The organism is Parabacteroides sp. CH2-D42-20, assembly GCF_003670185.1.
In the GTDB taxonomy this organism is placed as follows: domain Bacteria; phylum Bacteroidota; class Bacteroidia; order Bacteroidales; family Tannerellaceae; genus Parabacteroides; species Parabacteroides distasonis.
On the sequence record NZ_RAYG01000005.1, the window covers coordinates 24856 to 42274 of the forward strand.

General features: G+C 41.9%; 12 protein-coding genes. 3 read left to right on the plus strand and 9 right to left on the minus strand.

Features of this window, described 5'->3' with window-relative positions; translation table 11 throughout:
• Positions 1–100: 100 nt before the first annotated feature.
• From D7V92_RS04370 to D7V92_RS04405, 8 genes are all read right to left on the minus strand, one after another.
• A complete protein-coding gene (locus tag D7V92_RS04370; RefSeq protein WP_121772359.1) occupies positions 101–592 on the minus strand; it encodes a hypothetical protein in 492 nt (163 codons plus the stop codon).
• A gap of 5 nt (positions 593–597) precedes the next feature.
• Positions 598–4785, minus strand: coding sequence for a hypothetical protein (locus tag D7V92_RS04375; RefSeq protein WP_121772360.1), 4188 nt, complete (start codon positions 4783–4785; stop codon positions 598–600).
• Positions 4786–4806: 21 nt separating this feature from the next.
• On the minus strand, positions 4807–5112 hold the full coding sequence (locus D7V92_RS04380; RefSeq protein WP_121772361.1) for a hypothetical protein: 306 nt from the start codon (positions 5110–5112) through the stop codon (positions 4807–4809).
• Between the two features lie 19 nt (positions 5113–5131).
• Positions 5132–8812: a hypothetical protein gene (locus D7V92_RS22170; RefSeq protein ID WP_199718896.1), complete on the minus strand. Its 3681-nt coding sequence runs from the start codon at positions 8810–8812 to the stop codon at positions 5132–5134.
• Between the two features lie 15 nt (positions 8813–8827).
• Positions 8828–9466 carry a hypothetical protein gene (locus D7V92_RS04390; RefSeq protein ID WP_121772362.1) on the minus strand — a complete coding sequence of 213 codons (639 nt, stop codon included), beginning with the start codon at positions 9464–9466 and terminating at the stop codon, positions 8828–8830.
• Between the two features lies 1 nt (position 9467).
• The gene (locus D7V92_RS04395; RefSeq protein WP_057319700.1) at positions 9468–9872 is read right to left on the minus strand and encodes a hypothetical protein; all 405 of its coding nucleotides are present in this window, start codon (positions 9870–9872) and stop codon (positions 9468–9470) included.
• 65 nt (positions 9873–9937) lie between these two features.
• Positions 9938–11539 carry a hypothetical protein gene (locus tag D7V92_RS04400; RefSeq protein ID WP_121772363.1) on the minus strand — a complete coding sequence of 534 codons (1602 nt, stop codon included), beginning with the start codon at positions 11537–11539 and terminating at the stop codon, positions 9938–9940.
• A gap of 29 nt (positions 11540–11568) precedes the next feature.
• Positions 11569–12273, minus strand: a complete 705-nt coding sequence (locus D7V92_RS04405; RefSeq protein WP_121772364.1) for a hypothetical protein — start codon at positions 12271–12273, stop codon at positions 11569–11571.
• A 153-nt stretch (positions 12274–12426) separates the two neighbouring features.
• On the opposite strand from D7V92_RS04405, the gene D7V92_RS04410 reads away from it, so the two are divergent.
• From D7V92_RS04410 to D7V92_RS04415, 3 genes are read left to right on the plus strand one after another with little or no spacing between them, the layout of a single operon-like run.
• The gene (locus tag D7V92_RS04410) at positions 12427–12834 is read left to right on the plus strand and encodes a hypothetical protein (protein ID WP_057319697.1); all 408 of its coding nucleotides are present in this window, start codon (positions 12427–12429) and stop codon (positions 12832–12834) included.
• A complete protein-coding gene (locus D7V92_RS21960; protein ID WP_134820286.1) occupies positions 12824–13297 on the plus strand; it encodes a hypothetical protein in 474 nt (157 codons plus the stop codon). Before D7V92_RS04410 ends, D7V92_RS21960 begins: the two co-directional genes overlap by 11 nt.
• Positions 13257–15371 (plus strand): terminase, encoded by a 2115-nt coding sequence (locus tag D7V92_RS04415; RefSeq protein WP_121772365.1) that lies wholly within the window; start codon positions 13257–13259, stop codon positions 15369–15371. Before D7V92_RS21960 ends, D7V92_RS04415 begins: the two co-directional genes overlap by 41 nt.
• Before the next feature lie 1278 nt (positions 15372–16649).
• Here D7V92_RS04415 and D7V92_RS04425 read toward each other — a convergent pair.
• The gene (locus D7V92_RS04425; RefSeq protein WP_121772367.1) at positions 16650–17408 is read right to left on the minus strand and encodes a hypothetical protein; all 759 of its coding nucleotides are present in this window, start codon (positions 17406–17408) and stop codon (positions 16650–16652) included.
• Between the last annotated feature and the right edge of the window lie 11 nt (positions 17409–17419).

A 17419-nucleotide genomic window follows, 5' to 3' on the forward strand; every position in this document is an offset into this window, starting at 1 on the left:
TTATTTGATTTTATTCGTATATTTGTGACGCTTTGTTAACCTTGTTCCTCTATCATAACCTGTGACAGGCGTGACAGAGGCGTTTTTACATCCAGCTCCCCTATCCTTTTGGATCAGGGGAGCCTTTTTTATTCTTTGTCTTGTTATACTCATCCAAGAAGTTGACCTTGCTGATAAACTTAACGGCGGCAACCCAATACAAGAAGGCTATCACCTTGTTATCCGGGAATACCTTACCCATGTTCTTCAAGACATTGGTCCCGTAAAACCATATCATCGCCCACGTGATCCAAGACACGAAAGCCTTGGCGTTATCCTCCGATATATCCATCATCACACCTACCCAGAATGAGATAATTATGATCAGGAAATAGATTAGCATGTACACCCAGCTACGGATGAACTTGCTCTTCCGGAAATCCCCGTGATCCGCAGCCAACCCCCAGAACGTATCGATGAAGGCCAGCGACAGGATCACCACCAAGAAATTCTCGATCGGCGAAACGAAGTCCATCGCCGTGACAACGGCGGCTATGGCGATGGACTTGGCCCAATTTGCTAGGTCTGATATGTAGGAGAGGTAACGGTACATATGTTTTATTTTGTTTTTAGTACGATGTAATTTGACTCGTCCGTGTTGTAACTTACAAATAACTTTCCGTTTTGTACGGTATCGGTCAACAATACGGCGTTGTCTGTTTGTTCCACAATTTCCACGTTCAAACCCTCCATGAAATCGGGCAACGTCAATGGAACCCGACTTTGTACACTTTGGCAATGCGAATAGATAATATAACTATTGCCGTCCTTATACCAATACAATTGTCCCGGATTTGCTGCCGGGTCAAAGTAAGAAATATAATAGTTTATTTCCTTGAAATAGGTATTAGGCAAATTGTACCCATCATCCGCAAACGGCGACGTATTGATTGCAGCAATATAAAATTTATTGTTATTCGACGGGCTAAAACTTCCTAACCTATAATGCACATCGTTGGCGTTGGGTGCAATTGGAATGTTGGCGTTACGCTTTGCCGGGATTGTTTCCCCGCTTACAAGCGATAACCCCGCCGCCATACCTACCAAATACGTGTTATCGTTCGGGTTGTGCAACATGGCAATCAAACGGTCAATCGGTTTGTCAACGTCTTTTAAATACGTCGTATTTCTAAAGAACGAATAACCGCCCGACGTCAACGCCGGGGAATTAAACGGCTTATCTAATTCTGTTCCCCCTTGTGGTGCGGCTTTAGGTATCATAAACATAGCCTTATAATTGCCCGTATCGACGAACGTTTGTTGTTGGGTTGCCCCGTAACTTTGGCATTCAACTTTGCGGCGTATGTCAATCGTTGTATTAACACAACATTGCGCACCCCGGAAATTATACGACCATGTAAAACGTGCCATTTCGACGGCTCCGGTTAAATCGGGCGTACCGATAACCCCCGGCGTCGGGAACCATGTTTCAATACTTGCGGGGTCGTAACCCGTTTGGCTTTCTGATACCGTGAAATCGTCGCCCTCGTAATCTCCGGGTTCGGTTAATTCCCGCCCGTCGATATAAAATTTGCGGTTCTCATGCTTCATAATCGGGCGCAATTGCGTTGTCGATTGCGACGCCACGGTTATTGGGGTCGTAACCGTTCCCCCGCTTACGTGCGTTAATGCAGTAATAGCTGGGTTATTTGGTGTTTTCCATCCCCTTGTATCGTTGCCCTCGGCTCCCCGTGTGATAACGGGCAACAAATAGATTGAGGAACCAATAACGTTGCCGATATTATATTGACGGTCTAATTGGTCTTTCCACAACGCCCCAATATCGGCGGTTGTCAATCCCACGGTATTTGGCACGACCGGGATAACGTACCCATGTTGGGCGTACAAATGCCAATATAATGAACTTTGGAACAACGGGGCGGTACTATCCGAATGATTAGAAACAATGTTTGCCGACGCCATCAAATCCGCATCGCTCAAAGTGTTTGCCCCAATATATGCCGTTTTAGGCGACAATAAAGTATTGAGGTTAATGTAATACAACAACAATATATCCTTTGTATCGTTGTATTTCGCACGTACATAGAACGCATTTTCATTTCTTCCGGGTTCCGTGTCGTAAACGTGCAATTTGATTAACTTTTTACCGCCTTTGATATTTTCAATATCGGTTTCCATTTGTCCCAAATCGTAATATTCGCCCACCGTTTTCATATACATTGTACCGCCGGAAGACTCTCTTATATTAAATAATATATATGCCGCATTATCGGGTATATGCAAAGGCGCATTATTAAATATAATGCCCCCGGTTGTACTAGTATTAAAGTCATATTCTTTACTAATTAAATTATCGTCTTTATCAAAATAAAATATTGCGGCAATATTGGTATGACTGCCATATTGTGCGCTAAACAACAACGTATCATAAAAAACGTTTGGCAAATTATAACGTTCATACCTAAAACTTGCGTTTGCCTGTGTTGAACCGTCCGGCATGATAAAATAACCGTGTACAACTTCATCCGGGGTTAATGTTTCAATATTATGTTGCCGCAATACATCATCATGCTTTATAACGGTTCCGTCTTGTACAATTCGGATTTGATTGTAATTTAAGCCTTTGGAACCCGTCGATTTTTCAAACAACAATGCCGCATATTGTGCGCCTGCAATATAATCTCCGGTCCTATTATTTCCTAAATACGTTTCGTTTTTGAGGTCGCCGGAATTATAGAACAAATAAAACTTACACGTTGCACCCTCTACGATAATTGGTTTGCGGGATAACAATTTAATAACAACCAAATCAAAATTTGCCGACGGTTTAATGTTTCCGTTATCGGATGCATCGCCGGACAATTCGCCGTAATGGTTCGGTATAACAAACGGTTCGCCTATATAGGTCGCAACGTCCCGCATCTTCATATTAACGGGGAAAATATCTACTTTATTCGTATTCAATTCCCGTTTCGTCGTTTTTATGAAAGCCCCCATATAAGAAACCGCACAATTAATATACAGATACTTTACGCCGCTACCAATATAAAACATTCGGTCAATTATATTGCTTTGTCTGTCGTCCCTAGTGCGATAATTAAACTTTGCCAAAACAACGTTATTTTCGTCTGTCATTGAACAACTCCACATTGTCCCGGACGTGTATGTATATCCGTGCAATACCTTACCCACATAGCCGGAAACGTCCAATTTGTAGCATTTAAAATTTTCGTTTGCGACCAAACCCGAAACGTTGGGATTAAAGTATTGCCCCGCTATTGCTTCCGGCGTAATATCTTCGTCGTCAAACTTTACCGCCATATTGTAAACATCGCTAAAAACTTGCAATGCACTTTCATTCAAAAGTGATAATTCGCCTTTGTCGGCTCCGCTTCCATATTGGCGTATTCTTAAATTGGCATATCCGTTGGGGTTGTCGGATTTACGCATATCCAAAACACAAAGTTTTGCGCCCGCCGGAATTATTCCGGTTGTATTACTATCCAAATATGTATCTTTAATTCGGGTTTCATCAAAGAATATAAAGAAAGCCACGTTTGCGCCCGTAACTTCCAATCTTCCCGTTGGGTTATAAATTCTAAACGTTACGGCATCCCAAAGGTTATTTGCAACATAACTACCATTTCCCCCGTTATAACTGTATAAATGTCCGTAATCAACGGGCAAATAACCTGAGTAAGAATCATGTTTAATACCAAGGTTTACAATTTCCCTCCTCAAGCTAGTCTCCCTTGCGTCCGTGCCAATCCACTCCCTCGCCTCATGATCAGCCGTGAACTCGTACAAGAGACCGCCGTAATTAACGATCTCGCCTTTTACGTAGGGCTTGGTATCGGAGAAGACTGGGTACGTGTCTAGGCCGACGATGGATGAAACAGCCTTTTGGCTCATGACCTCCGTCTCGCTATTCCCGATCGTCTGAACCACCCCGGCGGCTATGCTTTGGAAAACCCCGTTATCTACCCATCCTGAATCGTTATACACGTACATCCGGTATATAGGATTCTTATGTTCCGTGTCCTCAGCCGCGTACGTAGGGCCTACCATGTAGATATCACCCTGTTTCACGCCCGTAGAGGGCAGGGCTGACGAGGTAGCGACATACCCCTTTATATACAGGTCTTGAGTGAACGGCTTTGACAGGTCAGACCATGTTTTCTGATCCCGTGATATCTGGATCTTATTGTCTTGATAGCGGAACCAAGCGGCGATATACTCAGAGATCTCATTCCATACCTCTCCATCATACGAGTATTGAAGCTTGTTATTAACCGTGCGAAGCATGGGAGTAAGCCCGTTGTCCCCTTTAGGTCCCTGTGCCTTGAAGCCGGTATCAACGCCATCCTGAAACCAATTTCCGTTAGAGCCTATGGTTATGTTACCTCCGACCGGGAGGGCGTCCGTTATCCTAGTCCAAGAGGAGTCAAGACGGAAGAAATCATCGGCGATACAAAGATCATAGGTGAGTTTCTCCGTTATCGTCTCATCGTCAAGGTTCTTGTAAGTGATTATGATACCCTTCCTTCTCATCCAGAAAGGCAATTGTATACGGGTATCCCCCGCCGATCCCATCCAAGGCAAATACACGTTGTTGCATTTCCACAATATGGAATCAAGCCTCTCTTTCGTCCTAGCGTCATATACGGCCTGAATGTATGTCAACGGATAGATAGGAAAACGCTCGTTCTTATCCTTGGCCAGCTTGTCTAGCTGCTGTACGCTATCCCTCTCGTAACCCTCACAAATATCTTTTCGCTCTTCCATGATGTATCGTGCTTTAATTCGTTATACGTAAAATATGTTGTAGCCGGCGTTAAGTCTCAAGATCAAATCAAGGTCGTTAGCCTTTGACCAATCCTCGCCTTCCTTCTTGTAAAGGGCCAGCTTGAATACGCTCGTATTATCCAACTGATCTAATTTATAGGTATTCCCGGCCAGATAGAAAGGCTTACCTACCCTTATGCGCTGATCGCCGTTCTCCGTAAGATCGATGTTCTTACGGCCTTTGTACAATGTCCTTACCTTCGGCTTGTAGATACTGAATACAAGCTTGAATATCTTTCTGATGATCGTGTATATGAATTGTCTCATGATTATAATGTTTTAATGGTTATACGGTAGCTCCGGTGGCATCGACCCAGTTTGTGCCTGTCCACCAGATAGGCTTGTTTAATGTGGTATCAAAATAGAATGTACCATTTAATAATGGACTATTATACAAAGTAGCTCTATTGTCAGAAGATCCGCTAAGTATTTGTGGCTTTATTACCATACCTGCGCCAGAATCATTAAAATTTAATACTAGTTCCTGTCCATTAAAATCAACACCTATAGATCTAGGTATTCCAACAAAAACCTGATCTTCTACTTCTGATATGAAGTTAATAGAAGGATTAGCATTTTCAATCTGAAAATATACTTGATTATTGTTTAATTTTGTGCTATCTGGAATAATTATATTTAACCTTTTACCAACACAATTTATTCTAAATTTATTAATATTTTGATCAAGATATTCTTTTAAGTAAAAGTTTTCTCCATCTTCTATAGGTCTCACATAATATGGGATATTACGTAAAGAATCATACATTGTATTAGGTGTAAAATTTTTATTTACACCTAATAAATCACTTAGTTTTTTATCAATTGTACATTCTATACATTTTATGTTATTTCTATTCGAAAATATTCTATAATTAGAAAATGAATAATAATTGATTACAGTACTTATATCAGACCCCTCTAAAAAAGAGAAAACGCAGTTATTAAAAACAATTAAATTTTCACATATTGCAGATGACATTGATGGATAGAGCAACAGGTTTGGAGTAATAGTAGCATTATTAATATTGTATCTAGTATTATCTGTATAAAACTTGTTATTTAATCTTGCCTTACCAGCAGTTAAACCAACTGTGCCACTATTAATATTTACTTTTGTGTTTAATGTCCAGCTAATCATTGGAGTCATTTTACAATTACTTAGATTAATTACAAAACATCCAATATCGTCTTTTCTATCAAGGTATTCATCATATGTGTGTCCTTGCAAATAAAAAACATTAAGTCCTGTTATATCATTATTTGCTGAAAAATCACAATTAGAAACATCTATTGTAACGGTGTCTTTCTTATACACTTCGCAATGATGATAAAAAACATCAATTATTTTAATAATACAAGTATCATTAGATCTAATGTCAGAAATTGTCAACTTAGGGAAATTTCTTTTACGAATAATAAGAATATCATTATTATTGTTTTGATAAACAGTTCTAATAGAATTAATAGCTTTCACATTCTTTCCTATTAGTCGTAATCCATCTACTATAAAATTTCTAGCAAATAAATAATCAGTCCTTTTACTAGCTTGTTGAAAATTAAAATTATATACACTTAGATATAACATAAAGATGTCATTAGTATTAGAATAATCCCAAGTACAATCTTTAATAATTATATCCCCATCAAAATAACCACCATAATCAGCTCTTGGAGAAAACAATATATTAGAATTAAACTTACTATTTTCAACCATAATTTTACCAAATCCTGTGTAAGTAATTCCCTTGTTACCTATTACAGAATCAAATATCGACAAATTATTCAACCTATGATGAACATCGACTCTAGATAATGATGATTTTTTTATGATCCAATCAGTAATATAGTTACATCCAGTAGCTCCCCAAGCATTACCATCCAAATTACCTATTGACAAATTAGACATTGTCCATTTAATAATTTTTTCACCATCAATAGAATATGCAGATTTATCATTATTTATAAGGATTTGATTGTTTCTTGTATTAGTAATATTACAGTTTGTCATTTGATAATTATAACCATATCTTATATTAAATATAGACAATCTGTAATTTTCTATATTTGGATCAGATAATTGTATATTATCAATAATCAAATTAGCATTGTATATAAAAAGAAAACCTATATATCTATACCCTCCACTTTGATTATCATTAAAAGTATCTTTTATTTTTAATAAGAGATTCTTAAAATATGAAGAAGTATCACAATTTATAAACTTTGCGCTAGTTGCAGTAAAAGTATCATTATAAGGTTCATTATATAAAAAACCATTTATATCAATATATAAGATTTCTTCTTTTAGTATAGGATCTGATACCAATGGATGAAATCTCATGAGTTCCACTTCATTTGATTTAACATCTAAAAAAGAATTTTTGTATTTTCGAAATATTGGATTTGATTTGTCATAATTAGATATTGCATTTGATAACTCTTCTAAATCTTCACTGTCTACATCTTCATATTTTGAATTAGATATTTTCAACTGAAAATGCTCAAATCCATTAGTGTCTAGAGTAATAGTAGAATCATTAAAATCTATTGACTGAGTAATTGTTTCGTGTTTGTTGTCATTCTTAAATACATATTTGCCTTTTCTAAAAAATATTGGAACAAGTGAGTTGTTAGATATTCTAATTATATCTTTAAATTGGCTATAACAATCCTTTTCTGGCATTTCCCACCATTCTGTAAATACTTTATCGTTCTTTACAGAACCACTTACAGTAAGTGAACTTTTGAAGGATTCAAATGCTCCACGAATATAGCTTCCATTCAAAACTAAATTACCGTTTCTAAAACTCCCCCCTTGGAACTCCAGCACGCAATTCTCCGGCACCTCGATCGTCTGCCCGGCTAAACAGTAGTCATATTGGATGATATAAATGGTGTTCGGTTTTCTCATCATGTGTTGCGTGAGCGTGTTCACGCCGTTCACGTAATGCTTCCGAAGGTACACACGTCCCATGCCGGAGTAATCCTTCGGGGCGTATTCCTTGTCTTTTAATTTTAAGGTCTGGTTATCCGTAACGGTTATATCCTCCTCGTCCGGAAGGTTGGTTATGCTCTTGTTACCGATCAATTGCTTGGTAGCCTCGGAAAGATCGTCCGGATCGACAGAGCCGGGCTTCAAGTCCGTTACCTGCTGGTTGGTGATGTCGATTATCTCGTTCCTCAATCCCCTCCGGGTGATATACGTATCACGGATAACGTTACCCTCATGGTCTCTCCAAGCACGGTCTACCATGATCTCCGGGGTAAGGTCTATGTCCGGCTTGAAACCAGCGGGACGGGCTGATACCGGGGCGTGGCTCTTGATCTCATCAACGACATCCCCCATATTATTAACCTTTTCCTCCGCTTCCTCCACACGCTCACCAAGTTTTCCCGTATCTTCCCGAATATCCTCTATGGCATTGTCTTGTGCCTCCAACTCATCGGTAATGGCCTTTTGGCTCATGGTATCAACCTCGCTATCACCACGGGAATCGAGTACGCTTACGTAACGCTCATGCTTCAGCCACTCTCCTTCCGTACCGCTCCAGTCCCCACGTAATACGGCCAGCTCGTATGAGGACAAGCCATCATAGCCATAAGTGGCCGTAGAGGTCTTTACTTTCAGCACGACGACGCCTTCTCCGATATTCGTAGCCTCGTCCTCAAATTCGGTAATAGAGAAAAGATCCTCTTTCTTGGAGCGACATACGCTTCGTGTATCAAAGACATGGTCCATATTCTTGACCCATATCGCCTCGATAGAGTAAGTTCCTTCTTCCAACCCTGAAGGAATGTCTACATAAAGCGTGCCTTTGTCCGCTCTCGCTTGAAGTAGATATTTCTCCCGGTTGCCTAATAGAAAAACCTTTACATTAGATCGGGAGAAATCCTCTTTCACCGGGCTTATCCCCTTGTAAATAGTCCACTCTACCCGAATTAACCTGTCCTTGAATATGTATACCATGATTCTATAGTCTTGTTATTGATTGGAGTTGGCCCCGGATGGATTGACACCCATAAGAACCAACGCTTGATTAAACATACTGTCCGCGTGCTGATCCCTGTAAGTAAGCAACGTGAGACCGGATATATAATAGATCAGCGCCTTTTTCAGCTTGGGGCTTACCTCCAAGCTATCCGTTATATCCTCGTCTGTTATGATCCCGATCTCGAACGTGTCGGATTTATCCTTCGCCTTATATAGCTCCAATGTCTTACCCGGCCTCATGGTCAACGCCAGTTTAGGTCTTTCCCATGTCCCCGTTGCGTATGGATCCGACAGCGTGGCGTATTCCTTATCGTTCCAACAGATAGGATCTGAAATAAATAAAGGCCATGATGATAGCCTAGCGTAACAAATCCGAGAGTAGTTCTCCGGCAAGCTTACATGAGCGACAAGATCTTCCTCTATGGTTCCGTCCGTTATTATCTTGTTCGGTTCCAACAGGCTCCAGTCTGCGTTACCGTTCACGAAGCGCAACGCCTCCGATATCTTGGACTTGATAATCGAGTCCATTTCCTCGTTATCCTGCGTTCCTAGGAACTCAGCGTCATTAAGCCCGATCTCGTCTATGCAGATCTTGACCTCACTCACTATGTCGCTCACGCTAATATCCATATCATTTCATGTTCGGGAACGAGACACTTAATTTATCCTTTAACTCCTCAAGCATATCATCGTTCTCCACTTTATAGCCCATCTTGGCGAAATAGTCAATAGCATCATTCACGTTCTTTACGGTCTTGACCTCTTTCACTTGTTTTTCCCGGCCTCTCGAGTTCCTCATGACCGAGACACCAGACACATCATCGTCTTTTAACGTAGAGACGAGCCGGATAGACGTACCAAATCGGCAATCATTCTCGATAGCGTCTTGTACGAAAGGGTTGCTAGTCCGTAGTAAGGCGTTCTTACCATTGATGAAATTACCGCCCTTGAACTCCATGCTGACCCTTGTGCCGCAGTATATAGTACGGAGCATGCAATTATCCTTGCCTACCAACTCATATGTTTTCGTGATCATTCGATTGATTTTATTAGACCCACCGTGCGTTTGCTCCGGTGGGTCTTGTTTGACAATATTACAGTTTACACGTTGATCTCTCCCTTGTATGGTTTCCATGCCGTACCGTCATATACATATAATCCGACGGCGTGCGTATCGTCCGCTACGGTCAAGTAAACCACATCGTCCTTTTTCGGTGTAGATACGGAACTCAGGGAAGCCACGCTGGAAACGACCGTGTCAAGCATAGACAGCTTATATCCGCTCACTGTCACGTCCGGACCGATCAGCATCGAGTTATAACCCGTAAGCATCAAGCAGTCATCCTGAATATAATATTGGGATTTGGCCTCCCGCACCTCACCGCCTTCCCCCTTGGAATGATCCACGGTAAGAGTCTTTCCTTTCTGGTAGTAATAACGCTTGGCCTCGGACATCGGGAAAGCGACGGCGCATTCCTCATATCCAAGATCGTCAAGGGCGTGCTCGACCTTGAAGTTCAGCTTTCCGAAAGTGGTCTCGAAAGAGGAGATATCGATACCGATATTCTGTTTCTTGACGAATGAGATATCCTTATGTTTCGTGAAATCGATGTTCAGCAACTTCTCGATGAACTTGGTACCGCAATACACGTCCATCTCGTTCGTGTTCGAGTACTTCCCGAAAAGCATACGGGTGATACCGATAAGGTCGGCGAACTCCAATGTCGAACCGATCTGGTAACCCAGCCGTAATTGTCTCAACACTCCTTTTTGGAAATACACGTATTCTGTACCTGTTTTCTTGGAGCCATACTTCAAGGACTTAGTTCCTACGCCGATCAACATCGTGCGCGTGCATTTCTTGCGGAAATTAGACAAAGTCCAATCCTTCAAGTCTTGCACGTTCCACTTCGCCTTCTTGTTGATACGCTCGAAGAATTCCGTCCACGTGATCGGGCATACCTTCTTCTGCAAGTAGGCGATCTCTTTCTTGGGATAAGCGGAATCCGGGGCGATCTCAACCTCGCTCTCGCTCATTGCCGGTGCCATGATATGCAATCCGGTGCCCGCTTTCAAGTCCGGCACATACATGTTCCCGCTATCATCCAACGGGCCGTTAAGGGCGGCAACCATAATACCGTTAGCCTTATCCGCCGATACGACATAGAGAACCAACGGACTTCCGTCTGAATTGCCCGCCTCATCATATCCGGTCACCCCGTCCACCAAGACGGTGTTGCACTCGGCGAATAACTTCTCGTCATTCTTGTACAAGCTAAGCTTTACCTCAGCGTCCTTGTCCGTGTTGGTCACAGCCGCCTTGGTAACGCAATCCATTATAGCCTCGCCAATATTGTAATGCTCCGGTTCCTTCGTGTTGACATGGACTTGCTTGGCGAGCTTGAGGAAATCCGTGTGCATGGGATATTTGTACGCCTGGAATTTACTGACGTAATCCTCTACCTTGTTCTCGGCCAGATCAGCGTCGGTGACCGCGGATCCGGTAGCCCCCTGCCCCTGCTGGTCAATACCCTTACCCGCCGCGTCCGGGGTCGCGTTCTCCAACGGCTTGCCATCATTGGGATCCGTATCACTTCCATTCTCCCCGATCTCCACGGCCATAGCCGCTCCACCAGTCAATACCGCCAAGACAAAGAACAAAGCCTTGACCCAAAACATCTTGTCTTTAAATAATTTATTCATCGCAAAAGTATTAATTGTTATTATTCTTATTATAAAAAAGGATTGTTCACGTCTTGCGTAACCGGCTTCTCCTGCCGTGCTCCTTGTCTTCCTCTCGGCCTTTCCTGCTTACCGCTAAGATCCTTTAACTTGTCGGTAACTTTCTTGTTGATCCCTTCCGCAACGCCTTCCTCCCGAGTGGCCTCCACGTCTTGGTTATAATTCATTCCCTTGGCCATCATCTCGAAAATAGACGGGTCCAATTTACCGACGATCAAGTCATCCATGACTTGATACATCTTGCCTATAACCTCCTCCGCTTGATCATCGGAAAGGCCCATCTCCGAGGCTTTCGCCCTAATCGCTTCCACGCTAGCCGGCATATTCTCCGACATTTGTTTCTCGATCTCGTCCTGTTTCGCCAGTTTCTCCAAGTAAGCGTTATGAGCGTCGGCCAGCTTTTGCGAATAATCGGGATCATCGGCCAAGGCTTTTAAGTCAAGCCCCTTATTCTGTACCATCCACACCACGGGATCGAAATCATCCTGATCCCTAGCGGCTACCATCAACTCGGCGAAAGCTGGACTCTTCGATAGGTTCTCCCGCATTTTCTTAGAGTTTCCCTCATAACCCTCATACTCGTCCATGAACTGGTTGACCGAGCCGTAGTAAGCCTCCTCGTCATCCATGTTAAGATCCGGATTCCGTTTGGCGTATCTCTGTCTGAATCTCTCTTTGTTAGATATATCTGCCATACCTTAATCGATTATGTTTTAGGCAAAGGAAAATAATAAGGTATATCCGTTTTGTTATTTTGATTATTTTATTTAACCCATGAACCCTAAGAATAATCAAACATGTGAATCTATTTTTTATCTTTGTGATGTTCACCAAAACAAGCGTTCTTTATGGTTAATGGCGTAGATTTCATCCCAGAGCGGGACATGGAGCTTTACGAAGCTTATAGACGTGCTTTGAAGATGAGGGAAGTGAAATCCCACCGAGAGGCGGTAATGAGGGCTATATCCTCACATGCCTCTAGGTTCTGGATCTCCACCCTTCAAGCGTATAGGGGAATCCTGCTGATCAGGAAAGGGAAGACCAAGGAAAAGGGTCGATCGATCAGGAACAAGATGATCGATGACATTTATGAGATTTACAAAGAGCTGGAGAAAAAGAGAGAATTCAAGGGAAGCTCCGTTTATTTCATCACCTCTTTCGCGGTCTATCAAACGGCCCCCTGTTTTTACATATCCTATTCACGGGCGTTGGCGATAATACAACGCATCAACCGGGAAAGGAAAAATGGAAGGTAAGCTAAAAAGACTGATTCCTTCATTAATAATCGCCTTGACAAGCGTCATACTCCAACTCGCAGGTAAACATTTCTATTTCGATACCAATTCCATACCATACGACCATTTCCTTTACACGTTCACCCACGCAAACATCTTTCATTTATCATTAAATCTTATCGCCTTATTCCAGTTTAAGCCTCGTGTGAAAACATGCCTGATCGGTTACGTGTCTTGCGTCTTGGCCTCGTTCGTACCACTAGCCTCATTGCCGGTTCCTACATGCGGCATGTCCGGATTTATCATGGGATGTTACGCCCGCAGATATCACGCCTATAAACTAAGCCTTTGGAGAATAATATTGAGCAATATCGTCATGGCGTTTATCCCCTTATTCAACTGGAGGATACACTTGCTGTCATTCCTAATAGCCTATATCATCTATGGAGTCATACAGAAAATTAGCGTTCACGGAAGAGGTTGAGTCTATATTGGCCGAGAATAACAAGAGGCTGAAAAATATATTCGGCACGCACGACCAATTCACGGGGCGTGGAATGGAGGGGCATAGCCATAGGGTTGTCATAGATGATTACCCCATAAGGGTGCAGTGGCTTACCGAGGAGGTTTTCAAGAACGATCTGTATCAAGATGTTCTGAAAGCTGGTTCCATAAAGGACTACACGATAAGGTTCAACGAGCTGTACCCGGATTCAGATGGGATAAATGAGGAGGACGTGGCCAACATGCTATTTTGGGCTCGTTGCTCGAGAGACCCGTCCTTCGCCTTTTTCTCGTTATTTAAGATCAAGTCGAAAGAGGCGGGAGAAATGATCCCCTTCGAGCTTAATTACGCCCAACGTTACGTGCTATCCGTTCTGGAGGAAATGAGGCATAAGGGAGTCCCGATCCGTATAATATTATTGAAAGCCCGGCAATGGGGAGGTTCCACCTTGGTACAGCTTTATATGGCGTGGATACAGCTATTCGTCATGGAAGGATGGTATTCCGTAATTATAGCCCAGACGAAAGATACCGCCAAACGTATCAAGGCCATGTATAAAAAGGTTCTCGATAACATCCCGGGATTTATATATGGTGTTGACAAGCTACAATTCGCCCCTTACGAGCATTCGGCGTCCGACTCCATAATCACCGACCCGTCCGGGAACAAGGTACGTGATAACGTGATAACCGTGGCATCTTATGAGAATTTCGAGTCAACACGTGGTATGGACTATGCCATGGCCCACTTCTCGGAGGTAGCCTACTGGAAAACAACGGATGGCAAATCGGCGGAGCAGGTTATAACAAACATAGACTCGAATATATTGGAGAGACCGTTGACCATGGAGATCTCCGAGTCTACGGCTAATGGCATGGCCGGTTATTTCTATGATGAGTACCAAATGGCCAAGGAGGGCACGTCATCCCGTAAGGCACTATTCATACCGTTCTTCTTTATCGAGAACGACATGATAAGATTCAAGGACAAGAAAGAGACCCGGCTTTTCATACTGGATCTATTAGAGGGAAGGGATGTCACGACCTCCCCTAATGACAATAGCGAGCCGGGACAGTATCTATGGTCTCTATGGGAAAAAGGAGCTACGCTGGAGCACATCAAATGGTATATCAAGAAAAGGGCCTCGTTCCATGATCACGCCTCGATGGCATCCGAGGCACCATCCGACGATGTCGAGTGCTTTAAGTATTCCGGTAATCTCGTGTTCAATATCTATACGATCGAGGTGATGCGGGAAAGATACGTATCACCACCGGAGTTCATTGGCGACATATCCCAATCTGAGAAGACCAAGAGGATAATTCTCACCAAGAATCCGAACGGCCTGTTGAGAATCTGGAAGAGGCCCGATGATACAAGGACATCCAACGAGTATCTTGTCATCGTCGATGTCGGTGGACGTAGCAAGAACTCAGACCCCTCATGTATAACAGTGATAAACAGATGGAATTTACGATTTAGCGGAGGAAAGCCGGAGGTGGTAGCTAGATGGCACGGTCATATACGATACGATTGGCTCGCCTACAAAGCCGTCAAGATCGCCAGATACTACAAGAACGCCCTTCTCGCCTTCGAGAGCAATACGTTTGATAAGAAAAAATCAGAGGCGTCAGAGTTCGTGGAGGAAGGCGATCATATTCGTGGCATACTGAAAAAGATAGAGGATATCTACCCTAATCTTTACATGCGAGCGGCGACGGATCCCGAGGACATAAGGAACGGCATATACAAGAAGATAGGCTTCCAGACCAACAAGAAGACCAAGCAGGACATGGTGGATAATTTCATAGTGGCGTTCGAGGACGATATGTTTATAGACCCGGATGAGCGTATGTACAAGGAAGCGTCAAAATACGAGCAACGTCCGGACGGTAGTTACGGTAATATTCCCGGTCGTGGCAATCACGACGATATATTGATGACAGACATGATAGGAGCGCTCATATCAGAGGATATGCCTAAGCCTTCTATAATCAAAGAAGAATCAACGGGATATCTTGATTCATATCCCAAAAATGAGTCGAGTTTATAGCGTGCGCATGAACGTTTCCCCTGTAAAAATCAATATTAGATAAATAAAATACGACTTATTTTTTACTAATATAAAATAAATAGAGTATATTCGCGTAGTCACTGATTAGAATGTAAGACGTGACACACATTGTGGCGTTAAAGATATCGTCTCCTATAAAGACCTAAATTCCCCAAATTTATAAACATAACAGGGAGCCGATAGCAACAATACGCCCACGTTATTTGTATATATAATCTATATATAAGACGTGGGCCGTTGCTTACTACCTGTTATGTTGGCGTGGGGACGCCGGGTCTTGGTAGTTGCGACGGCGCCACGTTTTTTTATGCGTATATGGTATGTTATATATTTATAACCCCTTATGGCTCTCATCCGTGATGGACCGGAGTCATTACTTAAAGATATTACACTAGGTTGTATTCATAAAATAATTTTATCAATGTCATACCGCTCTTTCGTGAGAACCAGAGGTATATTTATGTCAAGGGGATAGCTTTGGAGGATGGGGGCACACTCCTTTCCTTATGGCATAAAATATAGTTTGAATAAATATTTCCCGCTTCCCTTGGGTGGTATTGGGAAGCATTTTAAGACGGATATACCCACCGTTGCTATTCCGGGAGGATCGGCAATGATGATTAAGTATGTCTTTGTTTAGATATGGATTTAGATATTACAAACGCTCTCGTTCGTGAGAATCGGATCGTTTAAGGTTGGCTGAAAACCATTCATATAGATTATAGTTAAATAATAAAAACTCCCTTGTCCGTGAGGATTTGGGGAGTTTTCTATTTTAGATACCTCAAAACGATCAATAGCTTCATCCCATAGGAAATATACTTCGTTAGCAGAGCAAGTACGGTTCTAAAACAAATTAACTTTATTACCTATCCAAGGGAAAAAGAACGTATAAACCGAAGCGAACAAGAGTAATAAACAAGGTGTATGAAATTCCGTTGATAATTGAATGCAGAACAACCATAGCGATATGAATGCCAATGTTGAATATAATGAAAGCCGGAAAGCGCTATCTCCTCTTTTCTTAGAAAATTCATATACAGTTCCTATATAGTACAAAAAGAACGGTATAATGACCCAAAGCCATGTAGATACGCTAAGAACTTCCATATAAGTATCAAAAGCTTTTACATACACATGATTCTCATCGCTAAATTCGGATGGAGATGGAATATAAAAAAACGCTATCACTGAAAGCAAAGCGGGAACAAAAAAAGGAATATATTTCTTCTTTATATTTGGCATAGTCTTAAAATTTTATCCTAAAAGATCCTTCTTGTTCCAATTCCAAGCACAACTACACTCATTGTTATCATAAAGATAAGGCTTCCCGGTTTTATCATTAAACTTTATCTTTATACTTACCGTGTTTTCATTCTTCTTTATACATCCTTCATAAGCCGCCTGATCTATTTGCTGTGGAGTGAAAGAGAAGAACATATTACGGGAAATCCCATGATCATCATACCTTGCTACAATAATATATCTTATTTGTGCGGACATAAATTGGTTGAACCTATCTGTTTTTATCTGCGCATAAACACGCCCATCCTTTATGGTCGTAGTCTTTACCTGTACATAATAATAGATATTATCCTTTACCGCTATTATATCTACGCCCTCATCGACCATCATCCTATTTGCATTGTAACCGGAAAACAACAGCTCTGATATCACGGCGCATTCTCCGGCGGTGCCTGTATACTCCACGCTGGGCAATAGATCCACTATAGGTTTAGGATCTGATCTTTTTTTTCTCTTACTATATTTACCGTTAGAATATTTGAGCTCGGATTCGTCCCCTCTTCTCTTATCTATGGATATAAGTTCAACCACTTTATTTTCTATACGACTTCTCTCTTCAGAGTCAACTATTAATTCATCAGGATGAATTAATGAAACTATTATGTCTTTTATTTCTTTCATCCGCTTCGAGTCTGAATAATTTTTAAATACAGACAATATCAGCTCTATAGTCACATCTTGCTCAATAGGCATATCAATATTTTCTTCCATGGTAAAATAGA

What these genes read in the sequence shown, in the direction of transcription:
- D7V92_RS04370 (WP_121772359.1), bottom strand. Translation starts at nt 592, where the DNA reads ATGTACCGTTACCTCTCCTACATATCAGACCTAGCAAATTGGGCCAAG.
- D7V92_RS04375 (WP_121772360.1), bottom strand. Translation starts at nt 4,785, where the DNA reads ATGGAAGAGCGAAAAGATATTTGTGAGGGTTACGAGAGGGATAGCGTA.
- D7V92_RS04380 (WP_121772361.1), bottom strand. Translation starts at nt 5,112, where the DNA reads ATGAGACAATTCATATACACGATCATCAGAAAGATATTCAAGCTTGTA.
- D7V92_RS22170 (WP_199718896.1), bottom strand. Translation starts at nt 8,812, where the DNA reads ATGGTATACATATTCAAGGACAGGTTAATTCGGGTAGAGTGGACTATT.
- D7V92_RS04390 (WP_121772362.1), bottom strand. Translation starts at nt 9,466, where the DNA reads ATGGATATTAGCGTGAGCGACATAGTGAGTGAGGTCAAGATCTGCATA.
- D7V92_RS04395 (WP_057319700.1), bottom strand. Translation starts at nt 9,872, where the DNA reads ATGATCACGAAAACATATGAGTTGGTAGGCAAGGATAATTGCATGCTC.
- D7V92_RS04400 (WP_121772363.1), bottom strand. Translation starts at nt 11,539, where the DNA reads ATGAATAAATTATTTAAAGACAAGATGTTTTGGGTCAAGGCTTTGTTC.
- D7V92_RS04405 (WP_121772364.1), bottom strand. Translation starts at nt 12,273, where the DNA reads ATGGCAGATATATCTAACAAAGAGAGATTCAGACAGAGATACGCCAAA.
- D7V92_RS04410 (WP_057319697.1), top strand. Translation starts at nt 12,427, where the DNA reads ATGGTTAATGGCGTAGATTTCATCCCAGAGCGGGACATGGAGCTTTAC.
- D7V92_RS21960 (WP_134820286.1), top strand. Translation starts at nt 12,824, where the DNA reads ATGGAAGGTAAGCTAAAAAGACTGATTCCTTCATTAATAATCGCCTTG.
- D7V92_RS04415 (WP_121772365.1), top strand. Translation starts at nt 13,257, where the DNA reads ATGGAGTCATACAGAAAATTAGCGTTCACGGAAGAGGTTGAGTCTATA.
- D7V92_RS04425 (WP_121772367.1), bottom strand. Translation starts at nt 17,408, where the DNA reads ATGGAAGAAAATATTGATATGCCTATTGAGCAAGATGTGACTATAGAG.